Raw genomic sequence first — 21,396 nt, 5'->3', positions numbered from 1 at the left:
CGTTCTCCAATTCGTGGGTGACGTTTGCGGCGCAACCACCCAGTAGTAGTATTAGCAGAATTGTTAGACACTTCATACGACACCCGTGACAGTCATTGAAAAGGTCCAGTGAATTCTCGGTGAGGTTGCTCTACATGCACACTTCCGTAAAAAATAGAGGTACTAGTGCCGATGAAAGGTCGATCCATCCTCCGACGCAAAACCGATCTTTCAAGGAGTTGTATGCCCACTTCTCGCCGCCGGTTCGATCGGCACAACTCGCACTGTTCGTTCGAAATTCTATTTATTTCAATTCCCGCCTACACATGTTGATCCGTATAACCGCGCTAGATTCAGGTGGCGGTGCTGTTTCCCCAATCTGTTACTGGACCGACGAACAAACCAACTACAACTCGCGACAACTTCGGATGAGCTCGAAGCTGCTGGACTCATGCGGCTTGGCTGGAAGAACATGCGGCCAAAGAAGAGGCCGATGAACTCGCGGCCAAACTTGAGGCACTAGCAACGATTAGTGGGAGGGCGACCAACAACTTGGCGGCTACCCGAAAAGATCCATCCGGGTGCCTTTCTCCTTGCCGGACACTTCGATTTGTTCGCTATCCTCGAACTTGAGAAGTGCTACAAACGCGCATCGCTCAAAACTATTCGACCTGATCTAAGGTCCAGATGATGTGCGCTGCCCCACACTCGTAGATTATATTTCTCGGATTGCTGCAGGCTGGAGACTATATTTCAAAGCCATTGAGCATATTTCGATGTGACCTTGAGTCGTAGTTACTTCTACTACGAGTTATCGTCCAAGAAGAATTAAGCGGAGATGCAAATTCCATTGAAGATGTTTTTTTACTTGTAAATATGTTGGGTGGATCATGACAAAACAACTGGTTTTTACATTGCTGACCGTTTTAATAGCCGTCGCACTCCTTCTGGGTTGCATTGCGGCCGTCGCTCGTTTGTGGGAAAGTTCTGGGCTCGAGGTGAGGTTGCCGGTACTTGCGATTTCAGGTGTCGTCGTCTTACTTGCGACCTTGGCGCTTGTTTCGCTTGCATTCGGCACCTTTGGACTATCCGACAAATCGCAAGCACTAGCGCTGCCTGAGGGTTCAGTTCGAGCCGTAATTGCGCTGTCCCTTGTAGTACTGTTCGCGATCCTGTCAGTTTTCCTATTTGAAAGCTTAAATCTCGGCGAGGCTCGTTCGATTGGAGAATTGAACGAACAACAGAAAACCGAGTTTTTAATCAATAACAAAAGCATGACCGATATAGTTGTAACGATGGATGCGGGGAAGTACAAAGTCACCTATCGAGACCCTTCTAATCAAACGAGTGGCGATTTCGCCAAGCAACTGCTCGTTCTTGTTGGAACTTTGGTCACCGCTGTGTCAAGCTTTTATTTTGGATCAAAGTCCGGCGCCGTGGGTGCGGTATCTGATGGTGCGAAGATGCCGCCCATCGTCCGCAGTGTTACGTCGGACAAGCCGCTGTCGGTGTCGACACCCGGACAGTACAACGTGAGTGTCACAGGGGATAATCTAAATACCGTAAAAGCCGTAAAGTTTGTCAAAGGCTCCGACCAAATATCTGCAACCGAGGTCGTGTCAAATGATTCACTAGTAAAGTGCAACATCGAAGTGACAGGTCAGACACCGCAAGGTGCGTGGGGTGTGACTGTTATCGACGGACTATCTCGAAGCGACACTCGACCAAATGCAATCACGGTGCAGGGATAGATTATTTTTGGTCTGGAATTCGCTTCGAATGTCGCGTTGACGTGGACGAAGCGTTCCTCAAACTCGGTTGTTGCGCGATCTGCTGGAACACCCTTCGGAGAGCACAACAGTCTTTACGAAATCGTGTCTTACTCGCGGTCGACGAAGATGAGCAATAGCCCTTTGCAGGGCGTACCTCCGTGCCAGCGCGTTCGGGCAGACGTGTCATTTGTTGGAGCGGCCCCCGATGACCGGACTGCCTCCGGTACCTGCCGTTGAAGCTTTTACGGCACGTCCAGTGGCTGTGAGTCCGACAATCGGCATTAGTTGGTGCTCTCCGCATCAGCCGCAGCGCAACGCCAGACGAGCGCGTATGACGAAGCGGGTATCGAAGCAGACTGCAAAGGAAGCGGAAAGGCCACGGTCGCTATGGCTGACCTGCGCTTAGCATCGACTGCCTGCACGCCGAAGTGCCACAACGACATGAGTACTGGGCGCGCACCTCTTCGGTGACCTCGTCGTCGACGGTAAGGCCGTAGTCGATGAACAGTTCCTCACCCGCAGCGACGGCGACGAGCGCGTAAATGAACACCCGGTCGCCGACCTCAATGGCTTCGCAGTTGGGCATGCAGGCATGGTTGAGGAAACGGGCACCGTTCCCGCCGCGGCTGCCATCGATCACGCGTCCGCTGGTCAGGCCGAACACGAAGGTATGTCCGGCAGCCGATTGCTGGCGAGCGGACGCACGACGCCAGGTTGTGACTTCGCCCTTGTATTCGATCAGTCGCTCGCCAGCGGCGATCGGCCGCAATGCAAACAACCCCTTGCCGTGCACCGGTGATCGCCGTGCTGTGATACGTCGCAGTCGCATTGTGTTGCCCTTCATTCCGTACCGAGTTTATTGACGCGGATCCGTTCAGCGGCGAAGCATATCGCCGCCGTCGCGGATATTCAATGAGCCAATATAGGTGATTGGGTGCAACTAACGGTCAGTCACGCAAGCGACTCCGGTCCGCTCCGCCACAAACCGGCTTGCAGAACCGCAGCGGCACTCCTCACGCGTCTCCGACAGATCGACTCCGACCTCGATTCTCTTTCGTCTGGAAAGCGTTCGCTCGAGTCTCGCTCGCTGCCTTTCGCTTCATTGTGACGGGAGGGGGATGCTGACCTGCGATTCACGGGGTTTCGTGAGCGGAAACACACATGAAGGGAACAGTAACCCACTGATGCCGTCGCCGCGGCGGCCCGTTCGCCGACGACCCGATAACAGAGCATCCCGGTGCGCTTCGCGCATCGATGATCGCCGACTTGAACCGGTGACATCGGGACGGTGCAATTTGCCGGGACCAACACCGTTTGCCCCCAGGCGCCAAACCGCGGCAGGCAACGCTTCGCATCATCTGCTCACAGTCGCGCGAAATCGTCGGCTGTCAGCTCAAGATGCGTCGCCGGATGGGCAAGCGACTTGGGCTCTGCCATCTCCCGGATGCGGCCGTATCCGTCCCGGAATATCTTCAGGATCCGCGCGTCACTGGCCCAGGGTTCAAGCCAGAAATACGCTTCCAGCGCCGCGATTGTGATCAGGCATTCAACGGTATTGTGCTGACGTACAAGACCAAACGCGACGCCGCGGCGATTCGCGAGCTCCTGCGGTCGAGTTCAAGGGTTTCCATGGCAGGGCAGGGGTGGCCACGCACAACACGCGATACAAGGATTCTTGCAAAGGCGGTGCGGTTTGCGAACCGTAGCGTTATTTTGGATCCAGCCCCGTGCGACGGAATTCATGCCCGACAACCTCACGGGTCTCGCCCGTCGATGCAGTGCTTTTCGTCGGTCTCAGAGTGCCGGCGATCGCCGTCGACGTGCAGATGCAGGCTCGTCGTCAGCGACGCGTGGCCGAGGTTATCGCGCACGGGCCCGATGTCCACCTGTCGATCGGCCATGCGCGACCGGGCGCAGTGCCGCAGCCAGTGCTCCGAGGCCTGCTCAAACAGGTCGGCGGATGCCGCGCACGCTTCACCGCGTTCACGCAGCGGAGATGCCGCGCCCGCAGACAACTCCGTGACGATCGCCCGCGTCAACGGCCTTAGCGACAGGCCTTCCGTTTTCTTCCGTTGCGGCTCTGTTGTGTTGCCGATCGGGAGCACGAGCGGCATAGCCTCGCTGGGCGAGGGCAGGGCGGTCGTCCCCAACGATTGCCGGTCGCGTGAGAGTTCCGTCGTCAGTTCGCGGGTTGCCGGCACTAGGCGTTCCCTATCGTCCTCGCCGTGTACGGTCAGCCACCAGCGCATCGTGCTATCCGCATAGCGCCGCACGAAGAACTGGCCCATAATATTGCCGCCGACCTCGCCGACGCGTAGGCGGCCCAGATACAGCAGGGTGAGGAGCCATCGCACGCGGTAAAAGTCCGCGTGGTCTCGCTGGGTTTTCTGCGGCATTGACGGGATGTGATCCTTAACCTCCTGCCACAACGCCGGCTCGAGATAGCGGGTGATGCGCGGGCAGTCCGGCGACAGCGCCTTGCCGAACTGCACGAGCGACCAGAGCAGCAGCCGTTCGGCCTCCCTGCCGTCGCTGTCGAAGGTCGCCGGTTTGTTGGCAAGGCGCGCGAGCCACGCGCAGATCGCCTCGAGATCATTCGCTACGGCAATCTGCGCGCGGCCGTCGAGCGCCGTGAGAATCGCGAGCGTTTCCAGCGGGGCGGGCTGCAGCGCGACGGTGCGGCTAGGCGGCGAGTTCGACATGAAGGTGAGCGTTTCCGGGAGCCTGCCAATGCATTTGACTCCCACTGATCCGTTTCGTGACGCTGCCGATTCATTTCAACATTGCGGGCATCTAGAAGCTTACCGGCGGGGCTGACTGACTGAACGGCCTCGCGTTACGCAGGAGTAAAAGATTCGCTCCTTCATAACCTCGCGCGTATGGACTGACAGGTCCAAACCTGCCAGGTGTGGGCTGGGATCCGGGTCAACATCGAACGTCACCCGATGGACTTCGCGGCGAGCGAGGACGCGTATGCTGCCTCACTTCTGTGAGCGCCGAGTAAGCGCTCGTTGAAGGGACTCGCCAGTTTGCACCGCTGGACTTCGTTCAGCGACATGACGTTGTCATGGTCCGGGCGGGAACTGGGTATCCCCATACCGGGCGCCAGTCACGCTATCGGTATTGTCGGCATCGGTTAGCAAGCCGTCGCCCGTTTTGCCTTCGATGAGGTCGAATCCCAGGCTGACGAAGGTGGATTTTTTCATTTGTCGCGCCTTTGACTACCGAAACTAGCTCGAAAACATAGGTCCAGACGCATCCGCGTGGCTGCGGCCTATCCAGCGTGATGAGCAGCACACCTTTTCAGAGGCAACCATGCAATTCGACTACGAGGAGTTTCACACCGATGTTTTGCCTCTCGATGAAGGCCGCCGTTGCTGCGCACGCGCAAAAATTTATCGTCGCGTCTCGGCAGGCGAAGATGCCGTAGAGCTGAAGTATTCGGGCGACCTCGGCGATTCTCCCTCCGACGCGGGCGCGATCGAGGCGCCGCAACGCTGGGCGATCCAGTGATGCTGCGACAGGTCCGGATAAGGCACGCGTACGGATTTCTCGAAACGGCGGCGGTATGCCGCTGATTTGATCTGCCCACACACTAGCGTCGGTATTGGCCGAGGAAGTGTCCTTTGTGGCAATCGACGTCAAGGACAACATCTACCAGCTTGGCAGCATAGAGACATATGTCATCGTCGATGGCGTGAAGTATGCGATCGTGCGCGCCGACGCCTGGTTCGACGAGATCGGGTCGAGGGACGCCCCTGCGTCGCGTGGTAAATCGCTGTTGATTCCAGTGGGTGACGTGATCATGGGTGGTAGAAAATCTTACGGCGTAAAAACCGTCAACCTCGCCCTCAACCCTGCGCATCCGGCCCATTACGCAGCGGTGCACAGTGCGACTTACTACCCTGCACATCAGGTGACGTTCGCGGCCGCCTCCAGAAGGACGCCGCGTCTTGGAAGTTCGATGGATAGCAAACGCAAGTGCGCGACCTCCTGTAGGTTGTCGTTCCAGACAAGGCTATGCGCAAATTGCGCGTGCGATTTGAGGCCACGGTGATCAGGGAGCTCGGCGGAAGGGGACGGTAAAGCTTTGAGCCACGCTGCCGATAATGCATTTGCGCGCGAGCGTAAAGTGTCAGGTTCAGTCGTATATCCATCTGTTGGGTGAAGCGGCAGTCAATCAGCTGCTTTCGCGCCAAGCGGAGGATCTCAACTGGCGGACTCAGGAGACGGGCTACGCGGATATCAAGCGTTGGTGCGGGGATGCGGTTGGCCCTCTCTGAGTTAATCGCTGAAGCCTCAAACCTCTTTCTCTCGCGGCGTTAGACGTCTGCCACTGCATTCTTGGGTTGACGTTAGACGTTGGCAATCGATATGAGCAGGCTTGCCGACAAGGCGATGATTATTGTAAGAACCCCTCCGATATCGACCCACACACTCTGAAAGAGTGCGGCTTCTTCCTGTAATAACCCAACGCATCTGAATATCGGTGCGTTGAAAATCAAAATGCCCTCGAACCACGGATTCGTAGGAGTTGCGGATTGAGCTTCAATGCGCCGTTCGTTCGTGATTACGAGGTTGATGTGGATACGATTTTTAGCCCTTGGATAAATACTTGACGTGTCAAAATTGCTTTTTGATCCTCTATGGAAATCCGTGGAGTGGTTCCTGACCTGGCTTCAACTAATGCCAGAGTGGACGATTCACGTACCGTTTATGTTGTTGGCCGCGCCTCTGCTTTTTACCCTGTCTGGCTCGGTCAATGACGTCCTGACAGGACTTCAGCGCATATTCTTCCGCCCTTCTCGTATCGCGGTCGTACGGGCGTTGTGTGCACTTGTACCAATCGGCGTGGTCACGCTCGCAATTTATGGCGTGTTGTCCATTCCAGGACAGTCTGTAGCTTTGTCTAGGCGGCTGTTCCATGCCTTGTACCCCGGGACATTGCAGTCCGGATATCGACGCGACTTGATTCAGGTGCTCGGGTGGGCCGGAGTAAACACGCTTTTCGCGATCGTCTCTTGGCGTCACTTTCAGGCAGAGCTTCGTCCACTGCGTCGAAGCGTAAGGCGGGACTTGCGTTCTTTCGATGTGTCTCCCCAATTGCGCAGGAAGTGGCTCATTGAAAGTGAAAATGTCGCGCGGATGGTGGGTATGGTGGGATGTACCATCATGTGGTCTGCCCTTGGGTTGCTGCCATTCGCGACAGAGAGGAATGTGACGTTGATTGACGCGTCCTCTGTCGGCGCCTTTGTAGTTGTATTTATATTCCTTGCGATGACGTCGGTTTTGCCAGGGAAGTCGCCTGGGTCGCTTCTGGTTTGCTTCATATGGGTACTTGCATCGGCCTACACTGGAAAGCGCAACAGCCCGTTGCTCTCAATCGCCATGGTAATGGTGCCGTTGGCTGCGTATTACTACGAGCGATTCGTCGCTAGAAGGACCGCATCCTCGCTGGTCGCCGTCATGGTGGCGTGGGCTTCTGGGGTTGTGGGGCCGTTCGGTCAACGGCTGCACCTAGTGTTGCCAACGGACGAGACGGCCTCCGGCGCTATGTTTTTTCTAACGCTGTTTCTCTGGTTGTGGCCCGCCGCAATTGGGTTCGTGCTGCTTCGACTTTCGCCTGTTCAAAGGGAACGTCGACAGCTCCCGCGAAGTACGAATCGCACGAAAAGATTGCTGGCCTACGCTTGGCCTGCCTTCATTCTGGTCGCTGTCCTTGGACTACAGGGTTGGCACGCACGGCTCGTGGCGCTCATTATGCCCGTCGCAGCGGGCGGGGTGCTGCTTTCGGTCGTGTCGCTTCGTCGCGTCCTTTTCGTGAAGGTTGCTTTGATAGCCGTGGCCATACTATCGGTCGTGGTGGGCCTCCGAACACTGAGCCAACTAGGTCCCGACCTCGATTTCGCTGCGGACGGCGCACGCGCAGCGGCTAGCGGCCATAAAGACCGCAGTTTTTTTGAAAGGCGCTCGCTTTCGCCCTTCATCACAGCCTGGGAGAGCCATCGCGCAGACACGTACGCCGACGCCCCCGTCTTATTGATCGCTGCGGCCGGGGGAGGAATTAGGGCCGCGGCACATGTTGCAGATAGCCTAGCGGCCGCCGACGCCATCACTAATGGGCATTTTGGCGACCGGGTGTTTGCAATCAGTGCCGTTTCTGGGGGCAGTCTTGGAGCGGCCCTGTGGGAATCTTCACTCAAGGATGGTCTTGGTGTATCTGCACGGCAGGCACAAGTGCCGGGGAGCGAAGCCGTCGCCAGGATGAGGCCGTTTTTCGAGAACGATTTTGTATCTCCTGTGGCGAGTCGATACTTTGCATGGGATCTACTGAAATCGCTGATCTGGAATGGCACGGACGCCAACAGTCGTGATTCCCTGCTGGTCGATCTTTGGTCGCAAGCATATGGTTCACTACGTTCAAGGGAGCGCACTCAGTCAAGCAGGAACCCCTTTGACGACAGCGTAGCGACGCTGAATTCCCAGCCGGGCCATCTTCCTCTTCTGCTGCTCAATGCATCGTCGGCGTCTGATGGAAAGGTTGCGGTCAACTCCAGCGCAGGCGGTGTCTTTCCCGGTGAGCACCTGCTGGATGAACAGAAGCCACTTGCTGCAGCGGTATTGGACAGCGCCAGGTTTCCGATCGTTAGTACCGTAGGTGTCGCCTGCTCGGACGACGGTGTCTGGTCGCCGAGGCCTTTGATGAACGCTGATGTGTGTGGTGCACGTGGTTTTCCGGTAGCTGTCGCAGATGGCGGATACATTGACAATTCCGGTGCCGACGCCCTGTCCTATCTGGTCGACGAACTCGTACGGGCAGGGGTCCGAATGGAGCGGATTTATGTCGTTTACGTTTCCAGTAATCCGGAAGCGGACCTTCCGACCGTTGAAGGGAATCGCTTTAAATCAGGTTCGGCTTTAGGCACGCTGTTCGCAGCGGGAAGCATCTTTGAGAACGCACGCGCGGGACGCGCGGGATACAATGTCGAGACGCTGGCAAAACGGCTTCCTGAGGGACATCTCGTTCGCTGGTCGCTGTCATCTCCAATTCTCTTCGAAATATTGCAAAAACAAGGCCCGGCGGGAGAGTCGGACGCCGACAAGGCGAAGAGAGTGGAAAGAGGGCTGACTTCAGCACCATTAGGGTGGACTCTTGATGGAGACGCCATAACAGACATTGAGCGCGTCTCGCTTCATCATGCCGCCTGGTTGGCGTCGAAGGATTGTGCTATGGGTGACGACGCGGACCGGGCGCTATGTTCCGCGCTTTCGGGAAAAAGGACGGCAAAAGACGCGCGATAAGCTGCTTGCGGCGACTATCGCGAAGCCGGATTGCACTGATTCTTGCGAAGCGGATATGTCGCCAGTAGACCGGGGAGAGCGGCATCGCGCAACGGAAATCACAAAGCGTGCCGGTATCGCGACGAGAGCGCTAGTCCACAGCATGTCGACCCGTGGCCTGCGAAAACGTAACGCCTCTCCGGTCTGCCGAGCAACTTGAGAACGGGTGGGGTGCGTGTATCGGGGGCGAGCGTGAAAACGTCAGGGGTCAGTTCGAGATTGACGGCCGGATGGGCAAGCAACTTGCGCCCGGATGCGGCCGGCCGTCCCGGAATATCTTCAGGATCCGGGCATCAGTGGCCCGGGGTTCCAGCAAGAAATGCGCTTCCAGTGCTGCGATCGTGATCTGGCATTCGACCGTGCCGTTCGGACGGACGAGGCTGAACGCCACGCCGCGACGGCTGGCGAGCACACGGGGTCAAAGTCAACACGGTATCCATGGTGGTCAGGAGAGCAGCGCGCTCACGCGCGTCAGGATTATTACGCAAGCGATGCAGCTTCTGGCATGTCGGCATGGCTACGCGATAGTCGATTCGGTGACAGGCACCCGTCGTTCGCGTGGTCCGCGCGGCCGCTCATTTGCGGCTGCCAAACGCGTCGCCGATCTGGCGCGCCCGCTTCACCTCGTCGCTGTGCAGATAGATCGACGTTGTCGATACCGACGCGTGCCGCAGGTTGTCGCGCACCGTCGTGAGTTCGGCACCGCGACCGAGCGCATGGGTCGCGTGCGTGTGCCGCATCCAGTGCGGGCTCGCGCGGCACAGCTTCTCCGCGAGGGGAGCGTGATCAGCCTCGATCGAGCTCGCGGCCAGCAGGAAGAACCGCCTGAGCACGCCCCAGAGCCGCACGCTACTGATCGCCGCACCGCTGTCGGTCTCGAGGCTGCCAATGACTGGCGTCCCGGGCTGCCACCGTACGGGCAGGACCGGCTGGCCGCGTTCGGCCAGGTAACGCGCGAGCGCCTCCCACGCGAGCGGCGGAAGCGCCACGCGAGCGAGCTTTTTGCCCTTGCCAGTGACACGCAGCCAGTGATCGCCGCGGGCGTCTGTCTCGACGTGCCCAAGCGTCGCGCCGACGAGTTCGCTCGCGCGCAGGCCCGTGGCATAGCCAAAGTCGAGCAGGAAGCGCAGTCGCTGCGCGGCGGGCACCGACCAGCCGTGTGACCATTCGAGCCCGTCAGCAATCGTGCGTACCAGCGCCCATTCGCCTTCGGTGAACGCGTGCGAGACATCCAGCACACCGGTGCCGGTGGCGTCGCGGACCTTCACGCCGGAAAACGGGTTGGCGAGCACGTAGCGCTGTTCAATGAGCCAGCGGAAGAGGGCGCCCAGGATCGACAGCGCATGCGCAACCGAGCGCGCCGAGAGGCTGCCATTGAACGGACGCCAGTCGGGCGAGGTTCGCGGACGCACCGGGCCGACCCAGCGTCCGCGTGGCGAAGGATGGCGGAGAAACGCGCGGTAGGCGATCGCGTCTTCGGTCGTCAGCGATGAAAGCGCGCGGTCGCGCTCGACAATCGCCCACAGGATCAGGCGCTCGGCCTCCTTGCGGTAGGTGCGCTGCGTGGCTGGCGACTCGTGCAGCGCAAGCCAGGTCTGTACGGCCTCGTAGTCGTTGGAAGCGTCGAGCGTGCAGGTCTCGCGCGGCGCGCGGAAGGTGCCCGTCGTGCCGTCAACCTCGTGCGGCAGCCGGATCGATTCCCACGGCACGATGTCATTGCGCTGGCTCGCCACGATCAGGGCGCGCGCCTTTTCCGTCAACGCGGGCCACGCGGCGAAGAACGCCTCGATCGCGCGGGCGCTCGCCGCACCGAGCCCGGGGACGGCCTTCCACCACTGGCGCCGGCGCGGAATGCGTACGGTCAGATCGGCCAGCGTGGTGATGCCGTGGGCGCGCAGCACGCGCACGGCGCGTGGCGTGAACCACTGCGCGATGTCGTCGGCGATCTGTGGCTCAGGTGCGCGAGCCATGCGCAGGGTGTCGATGGCGTGCGCCACCGCCTTCGCGTGGCGTTCGCGCTCCTCTGGTGGATGCCCGAGCAGCGTCACCAGATCGTCGCGACATGCGGCGCGGGCGATGGCAATGAGTCTTCGCCGGATACGCCCAAGCACGCCCCGTGCGGAGGTCCCTTCACCGGGCGCTGAAGGCAGGTAGCGTTCGGCGGCTTGCCGCACCGCGAGCCCCGCATACCACGCGCGCAGCATGGCGAGCTCGTCGGCATCGGGAAAGGCCGGCGGTTCGGAGTGGAAAGCCGGGGCGGGCAGGGAGGACTGGCGCGTTTTCATGCTGCAGAGTTTACGTCATAAACATACATCTTATGATAAGAAAACTTATCATTACAACCGCATCGAGTATCGCATTTTTGAAGAAAACTTGAACTCGCGGCACGCTCGGGTGGTGCGCCGAGGCCTTCCGTTGCATGGCTTCCGAGATGCCCCGCGAGTTGCGATGGAGCCAGCCGGCCATACAGCGACCGTGACGCCGGCGACAAATAGACGACGGTTCCGGCAGTCTCGGTTGTATCTGCGAGTGTGCCTGTCCGCGCTTTTGGGTGTCACGTTGGTCTCCAGTACCGGAACGATCCTCGGTTTTCTTCATAGCGCAGTCCGAAGCTGACGGTCGCCAGATTGCCGGGCCGGTCGTGTCACACGGGATGGTCGTACCTGACGATACTTGTTCAACCGCAAAGTGCTGGTTGCTCGGTCAAGCCGCCCACTGGCCGCATGGCTGCGGCCATTAACCTGCGCTCAACCTGCGCTTTTTGGACAGTGAACCAGTTGGACACGCATGCGTGGGCGCAATCTCGCGATGTCCAAGCGGAGCGGCTCCACGCTCGGACATCGACTCTGTGAGCATTGGCAAAATGTGGCGCGTGCAGTCGTTCAATCCGCATCGCCGTGCACCTCTCGCGGTCGGCGACGACACCGGGGCGGCCGGCGTTGCGTTTCCGATCTATTTCAGTAGTTTTTATTTCGGCTTTCTATCGCTTCGAATCGGTCCGTGGAATTCTAGGTCCCGGCGGTGCCCACGTGGCGTAGGCGCTCTTAGGTGAATCGTGAAAAATCTGCGGATCGGGGAATCCGACAGGCTTTTTGTGTCCACTACCTCGCGGATTCGACACGCGCACCGCTTTAAGGGATGGGTTCGAGGATCGCATACAATATGGTCGGAATTCGAACTGACGGAACCCACGAACAGTGTCGGAAACGGCGAACCATACGATTACACACGTGAGCAAAATCGAACTCAATGATATCGATCTTCCGGCGCAGATTGCTGATGAGGTGCGCAAGCTGATTAACAGAGGTGTCCTGTCGCCAGGGCACCAAATGCGTCAGTCGGAACTGGCGGAACGCTTCGGTGTCAGTCGGGTGCCTGTACGCGAGGCATTGAATCTGCTCGCAGCGTGGGGCGTGATCGTGCATGACCCCAACCGGGGTTTTTTCGTGGGGCCGCTATCGTCGGATGAGGCGGCGCAGCTTTACCGCTACCGCTTTTTGGTAGAACGCGATCTGTTTCAATCGATAGAGTGGCCCGATCGCACTCAAACGGTCGAGCTCAATGGAATGCTTGCCAAGCTCGACGAGTACTTGGGAAGCCATCAGCGCGCCGAATGGCTCGAAGAATACTACGCATTCTACGGGCTGCTCTTTGATCTTTCACCCGACAAGATTGTACGCCGCGAGGCCCTGCGCTTGATTCGACTGACCGACCGGTATCGCGCACTGGCGACCGAAGTGCATCGACCGGGCGAACGTCCGAAGGCGCACCTCGAACACCGGCTCATGACTGCAATTCGCACGCGCGAGCGTGAAAAAGTTATGCGAGCCTACGAACTTGAGCGAGAAAAAATAAACCAGTCGATTCTGGCCGTGCTTGCCGGGCGCGGGCTATGAAGCAAGTAGTGTCCGCTGTTCGGGCATTGACGGCCGCGAAGCGTATGGGCGGTCGCGACGCCGCCTCGCAGATAGCCCACGAGGAAACGGTCCGAACAGCGTACGGCGATCGGGCCGCTTGGGCCGGGTAACCGACCTGTATCTTTCTGCTTACGGACGGCGCTCACGCAGCCTGATAAGCATCACGAGCCTAAAAGCCCGTTGATGAGCATTCGACGCGTGATCGTTACCGCTCCTCGATAACAGCTCAAGGCTGTTGAAGCAGCCCTGGCAAAGCACGTCCAGGCGCACTGCGCCAGTCTCGTGGACCTCCTATCCAATGTCCGCGGAGCCAATCCAGCGACCGTCGCCAGGCTGATTGCTGACGTGCCGGAACTTGGCAACTTGACGCGGCGTGAGGTCATTGCATTGATCGAGGTAGTGCCCTTCAACCGAGACTCGTGATCGGCACCTTTTATCAGCGGCTCGTCGCGACCGGTAAGCCGAACAAGGTTGTTCTGCTTGCATGCATGCAAAACCTGCTGGTTAACCTCAACACCATCGCTAAAACAGGAAAGCCTTTGATGAGTCCATCCACACGGCTTGACAGGTAAGACAGTTGCTCATTAACGCCGCTGGAGAAGTGGCGTTTTCCGGCGCCACGCTAAGAAGCCGTCCTTGGTCGTACCAGATCATTTGGAGCGTGGGATCTTGAAGTTCCGATCAACGTCTGCAGGCGGTCGGCTTCCGAGTGAACGTCATGCGCAGCTTCCGTCGCTTCCTCGACGAGGGCCGTCAGTTGAGCCACGCTGGTTTCCGTTTGTTCGAGCGATTCTGACCGTTTCTCGGGATGCTGACTTAGGTACTCATTGCCGGCCACGAGTTCGGCCGCCGCCGTGAGAACAACTTCAGTTCTGGCGCGTACCTGTCTAACGATACTCAACTCATTCGCCGCTCTAGCAATACACGGTCTGAAATATATCGTACGACTGAAGATAAATCATGAACAGCATGGAAGGCTCAACGAGCCCCTGGATGATAACACGCAACGGCAACGAAGATTGACATGTAATACAAAACTGTATTACATTCGTGACAGGGCGAACAGGCCCGCCTTTCAAGCGTCATTTCGAATACGTGGAGACAATCGATCTTGAAACCCATCCGGAAACTCTTCCTCTCGGCCGTCCTCGCAGCAGACGCACTGATCTCCGGTGTCGCCCTGGCGGGTACACCTGCTAAACCAGTACCGGCTCCTGCGGCTAAACCGGCAGCGGATGCGCCGGTTCCTGCGCCCACGGGTGTTGTCCTCGTCGCTGAAATAGGCAAAGGCGTGTCCGGAACCGACATCAAGGACTACGCGGATCTGATTAGCCGCCTGAAAGACAATCCGGATTGCTACACCTTCGGTACGACGGATGACGGTGCGCGTGACCTGACCGCGATGACCACATTGCAAAAGCGGAACGGCGTTCGCATGGTCAAGTTGTCCTACAAAGACACAGCGTCAGAAATCGAAGGCTTGATGAAAGCGAAGGTGCAAGTGATCCCGGTTCCATACGAGGTCGCAGCCCCGTACATCAAGAATGGTCAGATGCGTCCGTTGGTGGTCTTCGGTTCGGCGCGTATCCCCGAAATCAAGGACGTCCCGACTGCTAGCGAAGTGATGCCCGGCTTCGTGTACTGATCTGAATCCAAATAGCAACAAACAAAAGCCCGCATGGAGCGGGCTTTTGTTTTTTTTGATACCCGAACCGGGAAAGTCGATTGAACCGCCTACTGAACCAGAACAGCCCGGCATAGCATGATCAGTCTGCGCGAAGACACCAAACTCGAAGAGATTCATATTCGCACGCTACAGAGGAAGATTGTCCACGCTCTTGCGGGTCGTAATGATTTTCTTGATAGACGGCGCGATCGACGGGTTGATACACGATCGCATGATTCACCGGAGATTTTGAAAGAAAACGAATAGAGAATGCGGAGACGTCAAGGGAAAGCCAGGTGAGCTCCCGTAGCATCCACGGTAGATTTCATCGGTCAAAAATTTCGAGATATAATGCGAAAATGAATACGATCCTGACGCAAAGCCGAACGCCCGCCACCACCCTCCCGGAACTGGATGGCATTGATTTTCCAGCTCAGGTCGCGTCAGAGACGCGAAAACTGATCAATAGGGGAACGCTCGCCCCCGGCTTTCAGCTTCGACAGTCGGACCTCGCTGAACGTTTCGGCATCAGTCGTGTGCCGGTGCGTGAGGCGTTGAAACTGCTAGCGGCGGAAGGCATCATCGAACACGATCCGAATCGCGGATTTTTCGTCGCTCAGCTGTCAAGCGATGAGGCCCGACAACTGTATCGGATGCGCCAGCTCCTCGAAGCAGAGGTACTCATGACGGTCGAATGGCCGACAGCCGCGCAGATTAGGGAATTCAAGGTCTTACTCGCCAAGCTTGAAGAATTCATTCAAGCGGGTAATCGTGAGGGCTGGATTGAATTACACCGTGAGCTTCACGACAAGATTTTCGACCTCTCGCCAAATAAGGTGATCAAGCGGGAAGTCCTACGATTGATGCGACTCACCGATCGTTATCGGGCACTGGCTGCTGATATCTCAGCGCATCCGCAACATCGGAGTGCCAATATCGAAGCAAGGCTGGTGAAGGCTTTAGAGAGCAAGGATCGGGGATTGCTACTCGCGACTTATGAGAAAGGGCGAATGGTGGTCCTCGAGGGGTTGATGCGGGTGCTTGCGGCTCGAGAATAGAACGAACAAGGAGACCTAAAGGTGACCTTTTTTCATGGACAGCCCTCGTTAGAACGACGTCAGCAGTCCGAGTTCGGCTAGGCTCTGAGGCTTGCCGCTGGAAATGATGTTACTGATTTCAACAGCATACGCGCCAGTCGTATTCTGGTACACACTGATCAGATAGACCCTCTTGCGCCTCGACGGTGCGTACGTGACCCACAGCGGCTTGATTTACGCGAACGTTCTGCAGCAGGATATTGCCATATTCCTGCGTTTGCGCCACACGGACGCTCACTGCTGGCGTCAGATCGTAGCCAGTGCCAGCCCACGGTCAGGTTAGCCAGACCGAGGTGGTCGGCGTTGATCAATGTCGACATGACGCCGCCAGAGAATCGGCCGCATTCATCGCTCATGAACTTGATAGCATTGCTCATGCGCTTGTCGCCGGCCGGATACCAATCGGTGGCCTCCATGCCGTTGAGGATGCCTGTGCATTGGTAATCAGCACGAGCGGACCCCCGCTGGAATAACCGGGGTAGGCGACGAGATCGGAGCCGAACGAACCAGTGCGGAAGTCAGCATATCGCCTGCGATGCCCGTTGCAGGATCGATGCCGGCGATCAAGAAGTCGTCGAAGTTGAATTCGTGCCAATGGCCGAAGCGGACGTCACCGATATCGGCGTTGCCCACGCGACCGACGCGCGTTCTCAATCAACGCGCTGGTCGACAGCTCATCGAAAACACCGCCGGTCGTAACTCTGCTTTGTGCATGCCTCCGGTCACCGCGGGAGCACAAAGACCGAAGGCCATACCGAAACGCCTTTTCTAATAACCTGATGCAGATCCAATTCTTCGTCATTTATTAGCATAACCGCGCCTTATATCGCGTGCGGTAAGATCCGGGCCGAACCTCCTTCAGAACTTGCTAAATTGATCGGACCCCCAGTTGGAGATCCACAGCAAATCATGGAAATCGACGGCCTTATTCGTTTGAAATTCGCCGTAGGAGCCTTGGGAATACAGCAGTGGCGTCATTGCGTGGCCATTAATGGCGGTGCCTTCGACATGACCAAAAATCACGTCGTGCGTACCGATCTCAATAATGCGTTCGACGCTGCAATCGAAATTGACCATAGCACTGGCCAAAGCCGGGGCGCCTGTCTTAATACGATTCCACGCCCCTGCCTGAAACTTTTCTTGAGGCGAAATCGGTCGCGAGAAACGCTGAGCCAATTCCTGCTCACTGCGCGCGAGAACGTTGACGACAAACTTGCCAGTGGCCTGCACGTGCGCCACAGAGGAGTTCGAACGATTGATACAGACCAGCAGAATAGGGGGCACCGCACTAACAGACGTCACAGCGGTTGCCGTCATGCCGGCAAGCGGGCCGTCCGTGTCAGAACCAGTCGTGATCAAACATACGTGCCCGGTCAAGCAGCGCATGGCGCGTTTGAATTCAGATTCTTCTATGCTCAATTTACCTTCCTAATCGGAAGAACTAGGAAAAAATGGATGGGGTAGTGATCTTTACGGACACCACCTCATCCGATGGACCCGCAAGTCTCAGCCGGCTTACTGGTCCCAACCGAAGATGCTGAGCGTGCTCTCGCCCGCCTCTAGTCGCTTCATCTGCTGTGCTTCCGATGCTTCACGTGCTTCCGATGCAGTGATCACCTCGGCGATTCGCTCGCGCGGGATGCATACAACACCATCTTCGTCACCAATGATCAGGTCACCCGCATTTACGGTCACGTCGTCGAATCGAGTCGGAGCGTTGATCCAACCTCTGGCACCGAAATCCTTTCCCGTGCCACGGATACAAAGTCCGCGAGCGAAAACAGGAAACCCGATCTCGGACAACAGTCGCTGATCGCGAACACAGCCGTTAATGACCAGACCGGCAAGCCCGCGAACTTTGGCGGCCGTTGACATGATCTCGCCCCAGTATCCATGTTCATACGCTTCGCTTACAGAGACGACTAAAACATCACCTGCTTGTGCGGAGTAAATCGCACGGTGAAGCCAGAGGTTATCACCGCCGGGCGAATGGACGGTCACAGCGGGGCCGCAAATCTTGAATCCGGGAGCGACAGGTTTAATTGCATAGGGCAGCACTCCGATCTTTCCGGCAGCCTCGTGAAGGGTTGCTGCCGGCAGCTTTGCAGCGGCGTTAAGCAGAGTGATGTCCGGTCGCTGGATATCGCGTCGCGTGGTCGCGAGACGATTGAATATCGGTCCCGTCATGCCTCTTCTCCGACGCGGCGCGTTTGCAGTTGGTGGTACTTGAACTGCTTGCGAGCCTCGTCCAGCCGCATACCTGTTGCAACAGCCTCACGAATCGCCTTCTCGGCGGCATCGATTTCCTCAGCAGCAGCAAGCACGCGCTCTTCGTGTTCCTTCGGGATCGAGATCACGCCGTCAGCGTCACCGCACAGGAGATCACCCGGAGCAACGCGCACGTTACCGATATTCACCGGTACGTTGGTGGCTTCGACCTGAACGCGGTCCTTGCCCGTTCGCATCCAGTTGTCCTTGGAGAAAACCGGGTAGCCGAGCGACAGGCACAGATGTACGTCGCGGTTGATGCCGTCGATCACGGTACCAGCTATACCACGGCGATGTGCGATCTCGGTCAGGATGTCACCCCAAACCGTTGCGTCTTCTCGACCACCGTTGTCGAGGACGATAACCGAGCCGGGCGGAACGTCGTCGATGAAATCACCCACGGTGCCTGCGGGCGACGCGGCCGGGCCGTAGAGAATCGTGAATGCCCGTCCGGCCATCCGGAAGGACGAATCACGCGGCTTGATCTTGTAGCACTGGCCGTTCAAGCCCACGCGGTCCAGTGCGTCGCTCAGGGTCGCCGTTTCGAGTTTCGCCGCGCGCGAAACGTTCCTGTCTCGTTTGATTTCCGACATGGTCAATCCTTAAGCATAAGTTCGTAGTTGCCGCCCATGACTTCATGGATCGGCGTGCCCGCCAATACTGCCTTGGCCATCAAGGCTTCGCGCGCGACGATCGACTCAGCAGTCTCGATCACCTCGGCGATGTTTTCCCGGCCGATGAAGATCACGGCGCTGCTATCGGCGATCACGTAGTCGCCGGCTTCCACTGCGGTTCCGAAGACTACAACCGGGACGTTCACGCCCTTTTCGACGATACGACCACGTGCGGTGAGGGCAGTGAACTTGTTTGCGAACACCGGCAGTCCCATCTCGCGCGATTCATCGATGTCACGAACCGGACCGTCAGCGATCACGCCGGCGATACCGCGAACCTTGGCACCCAGCGAGAGAATGCCGCCCCACGAACCAGCTTCAATACCGGTACGCTGCTCGACAACGATCACATCGTCGCAGCCGCCGAGTTCGATAGCGGTGGTGCCCAGATGACGCGGCGGCCCCGGAGGCGGATCACCAACACCGAGTTTCATCGTGATCACGCGACCGGCGATGCGCGTCGTGCCTGAGGCTTGGGCGACCCCGCTTACAACGCCGGACAAGCCGAGTTTGTCGAGTGCGTCCGAGACCGCACAGCAGTCCAGCCGACGAAGGCGATGGATGTATTCGTCTTTAGTTGCCATATATTTGAATATTCCTTATTCGGCCTGCGGCTTCCAGTACACAAAGCCCATCGCGTTGCCAGTACCGGCTTCGCTGCGGTAGCAGGGCACGTAGTCGACCACCGTCATGTCGAAGCCAAGCTTGTCCATCATGCCGGCGACGGGAATCCAGTTCTTGATTTCCGAGGTGCCCGCTTGAAAGATTTCTTCGCCCAATGCGAATACCGGCGTGAGATCGTGCTTCTTCATCGCACCGAGTATCAGATTGTCAACGCGCTCGTCGATGACAAAGTGCGTCAGGCCACCGGAAGCGATGACAGCCACGCGTGCGTCCGAATCCCATGATTCGATTGCGCAAGCAATCGATGCACCGAAAGCGTGGCAGCGTGCGACTGTCGGCTGATTCGGCGGATAGAACGTATTGACGAACACCGGCACGGTCGGAACGACCTGGTCTTTCATCAACTGGCGGAACACGAACCCGTACGCATGCGGTGTTTCCGATTCCGACAAGCGGCTAAGAGCGGCCACGTCGAAGTTGTCGGCGATCGCGCTTTTGATGATGTGCTTCGCAAGTTCTGGAACGCCTTCATGCGTGGCAGATTCCGGCTTGTAACCCGGCATCGAATGACGCACGCCCGGGGGCATTTGCATCAGTTTCTCGTGACTGATCATGTTGTTCACGATCGTCGGGCCGTGCATGACGCCAAATGCGGGAATGCAATCCGTGGTGAAGATTTCCATCTGATCGTTGCCCACAATGACAACGACGTCAGGTTTGGCTTCAGCAAGCACGCGCGCCATTTCCTCGATAGCCGCCCGACACTGAGCATGTCGCTCGGTCCACTTTTCGAGCGTGATCTGATCCGCGAGGTTTTCGCTACGCCGATATTCGACGAGTTCATCGAAGGCCCATTCCCGGCCCTCGAACTCATGCTTGCTCAGTCGATCGTCAGGCACGCGAGCGCCCCAGGTCTCAGGTGGCGTGATGAGCATGGGGCCATGCGACGTTCCCATACCCAATACGATTTTTGCCATGATTTAGAGTCCTATGGGCGTCGGGATTATTCGTAATCCGCAAGGTTGAGCTTGAAGAAGTCACGAGCGTTGCCGAAGAAGATCGCATCCTTGTCTGCCTGCGAGAGCCAGTCGAAGCTTTCGATGTACGGCTTGATGTCGTCGAATGTTCGGCCGGTGTCCGGGTTGATAGCTGAACCCACGCCTGGGCACTCAGCACCGAACATGCAGCGGTCGGCGCCAACCGTCTTGATCAGGAGACGCAGTGATTCTTCCGAATAGAGCACGGTGTCGTAGTACAGGTTACGCATGCCGTCGAGGAAGTTACGGCCGGCGCGCGAAGCGCCCGACTGGAAACGGCCGATCTGATAGGGGATGGAACCACCGCCGTGCGACACCATGATCTTCAGAGTTGGGAAGTCCTTGAAGACGTTCGAATTGACGAGGTTGAACACCGCGATCGTTTCTTCGTTGACGAAGTGAACGGTGTACGGCGAACGTGCCGAGTGCGAGCCAGTAGCGTGGATGTGCGCCGGTACGTCGAGCTCACACAGCTTTTCGTACAGCGGATACCAGTAACGGTCGCCTAGCCCCGGGGCCTCGACACCGCTGTTTTCGAACGGGTCCGGATTCAGCAGCACGCCCTTGAAGCCGAGTTCCTTGATGCAGCGCTCGAGTTCCGGCAGCACGACTTCGATCGGGTCGCCCGACACTTGCGGCAGGCCGCCGATACCGATGAAACGCTTCGGCAGCAGCTTGACCGTGCGGGAGATGATGTTGTTGGTTTCCTCCGTGAACCAGTGCACGAGTTTGCCCGGCTTCTGGTTGTGCATCATCTGGAAGGGACGCGGCGACATCAACTGGACGTTCGTGCCGACCCGGTCGAGCATGTCGAGGTGGCCGACCGGTGCCATTTCCTTCTTGTTGGCGTAGTGCAGGATTTCTTCGTCGGACACTTCCGGCATCTTCCGGCCGTGCTCGCCGCGATGAGACAAAATGTGTGCCTTGTAGACCCACAATTCTGCGGGTGCGCTGACGTGACCGTGGCAATCGATAATCACTTACTTGTCTCCTAAATTAACGTGAGATGATGGGTGGGCGT

General features: G+C 57.9%; 18 protein-coding genes and 2 pseudogenes. 7 read left to right on the top strand and 13 right to left on the bottom strand.

Going from position 1 to position 21,396, the window contains the following annotated elements; translation table 11 throughout:
• The first annotated feature begins 869 nt into the window (after nt 1-869).
• Entirely contained in the window at nt 870-1,730 is an 861-nt protein-coding gene (locus L0U81_RS32645) for a hypothetical protein (RefSeq protein WP_233810260.1), read from the top strand.
• Between the two features lie 406 nt (nt 1,731-2,136).
• On the opposite strand, the gene L0U81_RS32640 is transcribed toward L0U81_RS32645, so the two are convergent.
• The 4 genes and pseudogenes from L0U81_RS32640 to L0U81_RS32625 form a co-directional block, all read right to left on the bottom strand.
• Nucleotides 2,137-2,580: an SET domain-containing protein gene (locus tag L0U81_RS32640; RefSeq protein WP_233810565.1), complete on the bottom strand. Its 444-nt coding sequence runs from the start codon at nt 2,578-2,580 to the stop codon at nt 2,137-2,139.
• A gap of 533 nt (nt 2,581-3,113) precedes the next feature.
• Nucleotides 3,114-3,382 (bottom strand): annotated as a pseudogene (locus L0U81_RS32635) (DUF1488 family protein).
• Nucleotides 3,383-3,505: 123 nt separating this feature from the next.
• A complete protein-coding gene (locus L0U81_RS32630) occupies nt 3,506-4,453 on the bottom strand; it encodes a hypothetical protein (protein WP_233810258.1) in 948 nt (315 codons plus the stop codon).
• 363 nt (nt 4,454-4,816) lie between these two features.
• A complete protein-coding gene (locus tag L0U81_RS32625) occupies nt 4,817-4,957 on the bottom strand; it encodes a hypothetical protein (protein WP_233810256.1) in 141 nt (46 codons plus the stop codon).
• A gap of 109 nt (nt 4,958-5,066) precedes the next feature.
• Between L0U81_RS32625 and L0U81_RS32620 the strand changes: the two genes are divergently transcribed.
• The 3 genes from L0U81_RS32620 to L0U81_RS32610 all read left to right on the top strand — a co-directional run bounded on the left by L0U81_RS32620 (nt 5,067) and on the right by L0U81_RS32610 (nt 9,053).
• Nucleotides 5,067-5,264, top strand: a complete 198-nt coding sequence (locus L0U81_RS32620) for a hypothetical protein (RefSeq protein WP_233810254.1) — start codon at nt 5,067-5,069, stop codon at nt 5,262-5,264.
• A 115-nt stretch (nt 5,265-5,379) separates the two neighbouring features.
• Nucleotides 5,380-5,808: a hypothetical protein gene (locus L0U81_RS32615; protein ID WP_233810252.1), complete on the top strand. Its 429-nt coding sequence runs from the start codon at nt 5,380-5,382 to the stop codon at nt 5,806-5,808.
• Nucleotides 5,809-6,371: 563 nt separating this feature from the next.
• Nucleotides 6,372-9,053 carry a hypothetical protein gene (locus L0U81_RS32610; protein WP_233810250.1) on the top strand — a complete coding sequence of 894 codons (2,682 nt, stop codon included), beginning with the start codon at nt 6,372-6,374 and terminating at the stop codon, nt 9,051-9,053.
• Nucleotides 9,054-9,286: 233 nt separating this feature from the next.
• Here the strand turns inward: L0U81_RS32610 and L0U81_RS32605 are convergent.
• Both L0U81_RS32605 and L0U81_RS32600 read right to left on the bottom strand, forming a co-directional pair.
• Nucleotides 9,287-9,504: pseudogene (locus L0U81_RS32605) on the bottom strand (DUF1488 family protein); the annotation flags it as partial.
• A 163-nt stretch (nt 9,505-9,667) separates the two neighbouring features.
• Complete coding sequence (locus tag L0U81_RS32600; protein ID WP_233810248.1) at nt 9,668-11,377, bottom strand: site-specific integrase; 1,710 nt, start codon at nt 11,375-11,377, stop codon at nt 9,668-9,670.
• 945 nt (nt 11,378-12,322) lie between these two features.
• Here L0U81_RS32600 and L0U81_RS32595 point away from each other — a divergent pair.
• From L0U81_RS32595 to L0U81_RS32585, 3 genes are all read left to right on the top strand, one after another.
• Entirely contained in the window at nt 12,323-12,988 is a 666-nt protein-coding gene (locus tag L0U81_RS32595; protein WP_233810246.1) for a GntR family transcriptional regulator, read from the top strand.
• Between the two features lie 1,132 nt (nt 12,989-14,120).
• A complete protein-coding gene (locus L0U81_RS32590) occupies nt 14,121-14,654 on the top strand; it encodes a tripartite tricarboxylate transporter substrate-binding protein (RefSeq protein WP_233810244.1) in 534 nt (177 codons plus the stop codon).
• Nucleotides 14,655-15,034: 380 nt separating this feature from the next.
• Complete coding sequence (locus L0U81_RS32585; protein ID WP_233810242.1) at nt 15,035-15,733, top strand: GntR family transcriptional regulator; 699 nt, start codon at nt 15,035-15,037, stop codon at nt 15,731-15,733.
• A gap of 483 nt (nt 15,734-16,216) precedes the next feature.
• Here L0U81_RS32585 and L0U81_RS32580 read toward each other — a convergent pair whose 3' ends face one another.
• The 7 genes from L0U81_RS32580 to L0U81_RS32550 all read right to left on the bottom strand — a co-directional run bounded on the left by L0U81_RS32580 (nt 16,217) and on the right by L0U81_RS32550 (nt 21,355).
• The gene (locus L0U81_RS32580) at nt 16,217-16,405 is read right to left on the bottom strand and encodes a hypothetical protein (RefSeq protein ID WP_233810240.1); all 189 of its coding nucleotides are present in this window, start codon (nt 16,403-16,405) and stop codon (nt 16,217-16,219) included.
• A gap of 225 nt (nt 16,406-16,630) precedes the next feature.
• A complete protein-coding gene (locus L0U81_RS32575; RefSeq protein WP_233810238.1) occupies nt 16,631-17,191 on the bottom strand; it encodes a flavin reductase family protein in 561 nt (186 codons plus the stop codon).
• A 96-nt stretch (nt 17,192-17,287) separates the two neighbouring features.
• Nucleotides 17,288-17,959: a 4-carboxy-4-hydroxy-2-oxoadipate aldolase/oxaloacetate decarboxylase gene (locus tag L0U81_RS32570; RefSeq protein WP_233810236.1), complete on the bottom strand. Its 672-nt coding sequence runs from the start codon at nt 17,957-17,959 to the stop codon at nt 17,288-17,290.
• Nucleotides 17,956-18,633 (bottom strand): RraA family protein, encoded by a 678-nt coding sequence (locus tag L0U81_RS32565; RefSeq protein WP_233810234.1) that lies wholly within the window; start codon nt 18,631-18,633, stop codon nt 17,956-17,958. The genes L0U81_RS32570 and L0U81_RS32565 overlap by 4 nt, the downstream gene beginning before the upstream one ends.
• A gap of 2 nt (nt 18,634-18,635) precedes the next feature.
• Entirely contained in the window at nt 18,636-19,298 is a 663-nt protein-coding gene (locus tag L0U81_RS32560) for an RraA family protein (RefSeq protein WP_233810232.1), read from the bottom strand.
• Nucleotides 19,299-19,313: 15 nt separating this feature from the next.
• A complete protein-coding gene (locus L0U81_RS32555) occupies nt 19,314-20,315 on the bottom strand; it encodes a protocatechuate 3,4-dioxygenase (protein WP_233810231.1) in 1,002 nt (333 codons plus the stop codon).
• Nucleotides 20,316-20,341: 26 nt separating this feature from the next.
• Complete coding sequence (locus L0U81_RS32550; RefSeq protein WP_233810229.1) at nt 20,342-21,355, bottom strand: amidohydrolase family protein; 1,014 nt, start codon at nt 21,353-21,355, stop codon at nt 20,342-20,344.
• Nucleotides 21,356-21,396 lie beyond the last annotated feature (41 nt).

The sequence above is a fragment of the Paraburkholderia sp. HP33-1 genome, assembly GCF_021390595.1.
In the GTDB taxonomy this organism is placed as follows: Bacteria; Pseudomonadota; Gammaproteobacteria; order Burkholderiales; family Burkholderiaceae; genus Paraburkholderia.
Note: the sequence above shows the minus strand (reverse complement) of the source record. Positions and strands in the feature narration are given on the sequence as shown.

Coding starts and splice junctions, on each gene's coding strand:
- L0U81_RS32645 (WP_233810260.1), top strand. CDS start 870: ATGACAAAACAACTGGTTTTTACATTGCTGACCGTTTTAATAGCCGTC.
- L0U81_RS32640 (WP_233810565.1), bottom strand. CDS start 2,580: ATGCGACTGCGACGTATCACAGCACGGCGATCACCGGTGCACGGCAAG.
- L0U81_RS32630 (WP_233810258.1), bottom strand. CDS start 4,453: ATGTCGAACTCGCCGCCTAGCCGCACCGTCGCGCTGCAGCCCGCCCCG.
- L0U81_RS32625 (WP_233810256.1), bottom strand. CDS start 4,957: ATGAAAAAATCCACCTTCGTCAGCCTGGGATTCGACCTCATCGAAGGC.
- L0U81_RS32620 (WP_233810254.1), top strand. CDS start 5,067: ATGCAATTCGACTACGAGGAGTTTCACACCGATGTTTTGCCTCTCGAT.
- L0U81_RS32600 (WP_233810248.1), bottom strand. CDS start 11,377: ATGAAAACGCGCCAGTCCTCCCTGCCCGCCCCGGCTTTCCACTCCGAA.
- L0U81_RS32585 (WP_233810242.1), top strand. CDS start 15,035: ATGAATACGATCCTGACGCAAAGCCGAACGCCCGCCACCACCCTCCCG.
- L0U81_RS32570 (WP_233810236.1), bottom strand. CDS start 17,959: ATGACGGGACCGATATTCAATCGTCTCGCGACCACGCGACGCGATATC.
- L0U81_RS32565 (WP_233810234.1), bottom strand. CDS start 18,633: ATGTCGGAAATCAAACGAGACAGGAACGTTTCGCGCGCGGCGAAACTC.
- L0U81_RS32560 (WP_233810232.1), bottom strand. CDS start 19,298: ATGGCAACTAAAGACGAATACATCCATCGCCTTCGTCGGCTGGACTGC.
- L0U81_RS32555 (WP_233810231.1), bottom strand. CDS start 20,315: ATGGCAAAAATCGTATTGGGTATGGGAACGTCGCATGGCCCCATGCTC.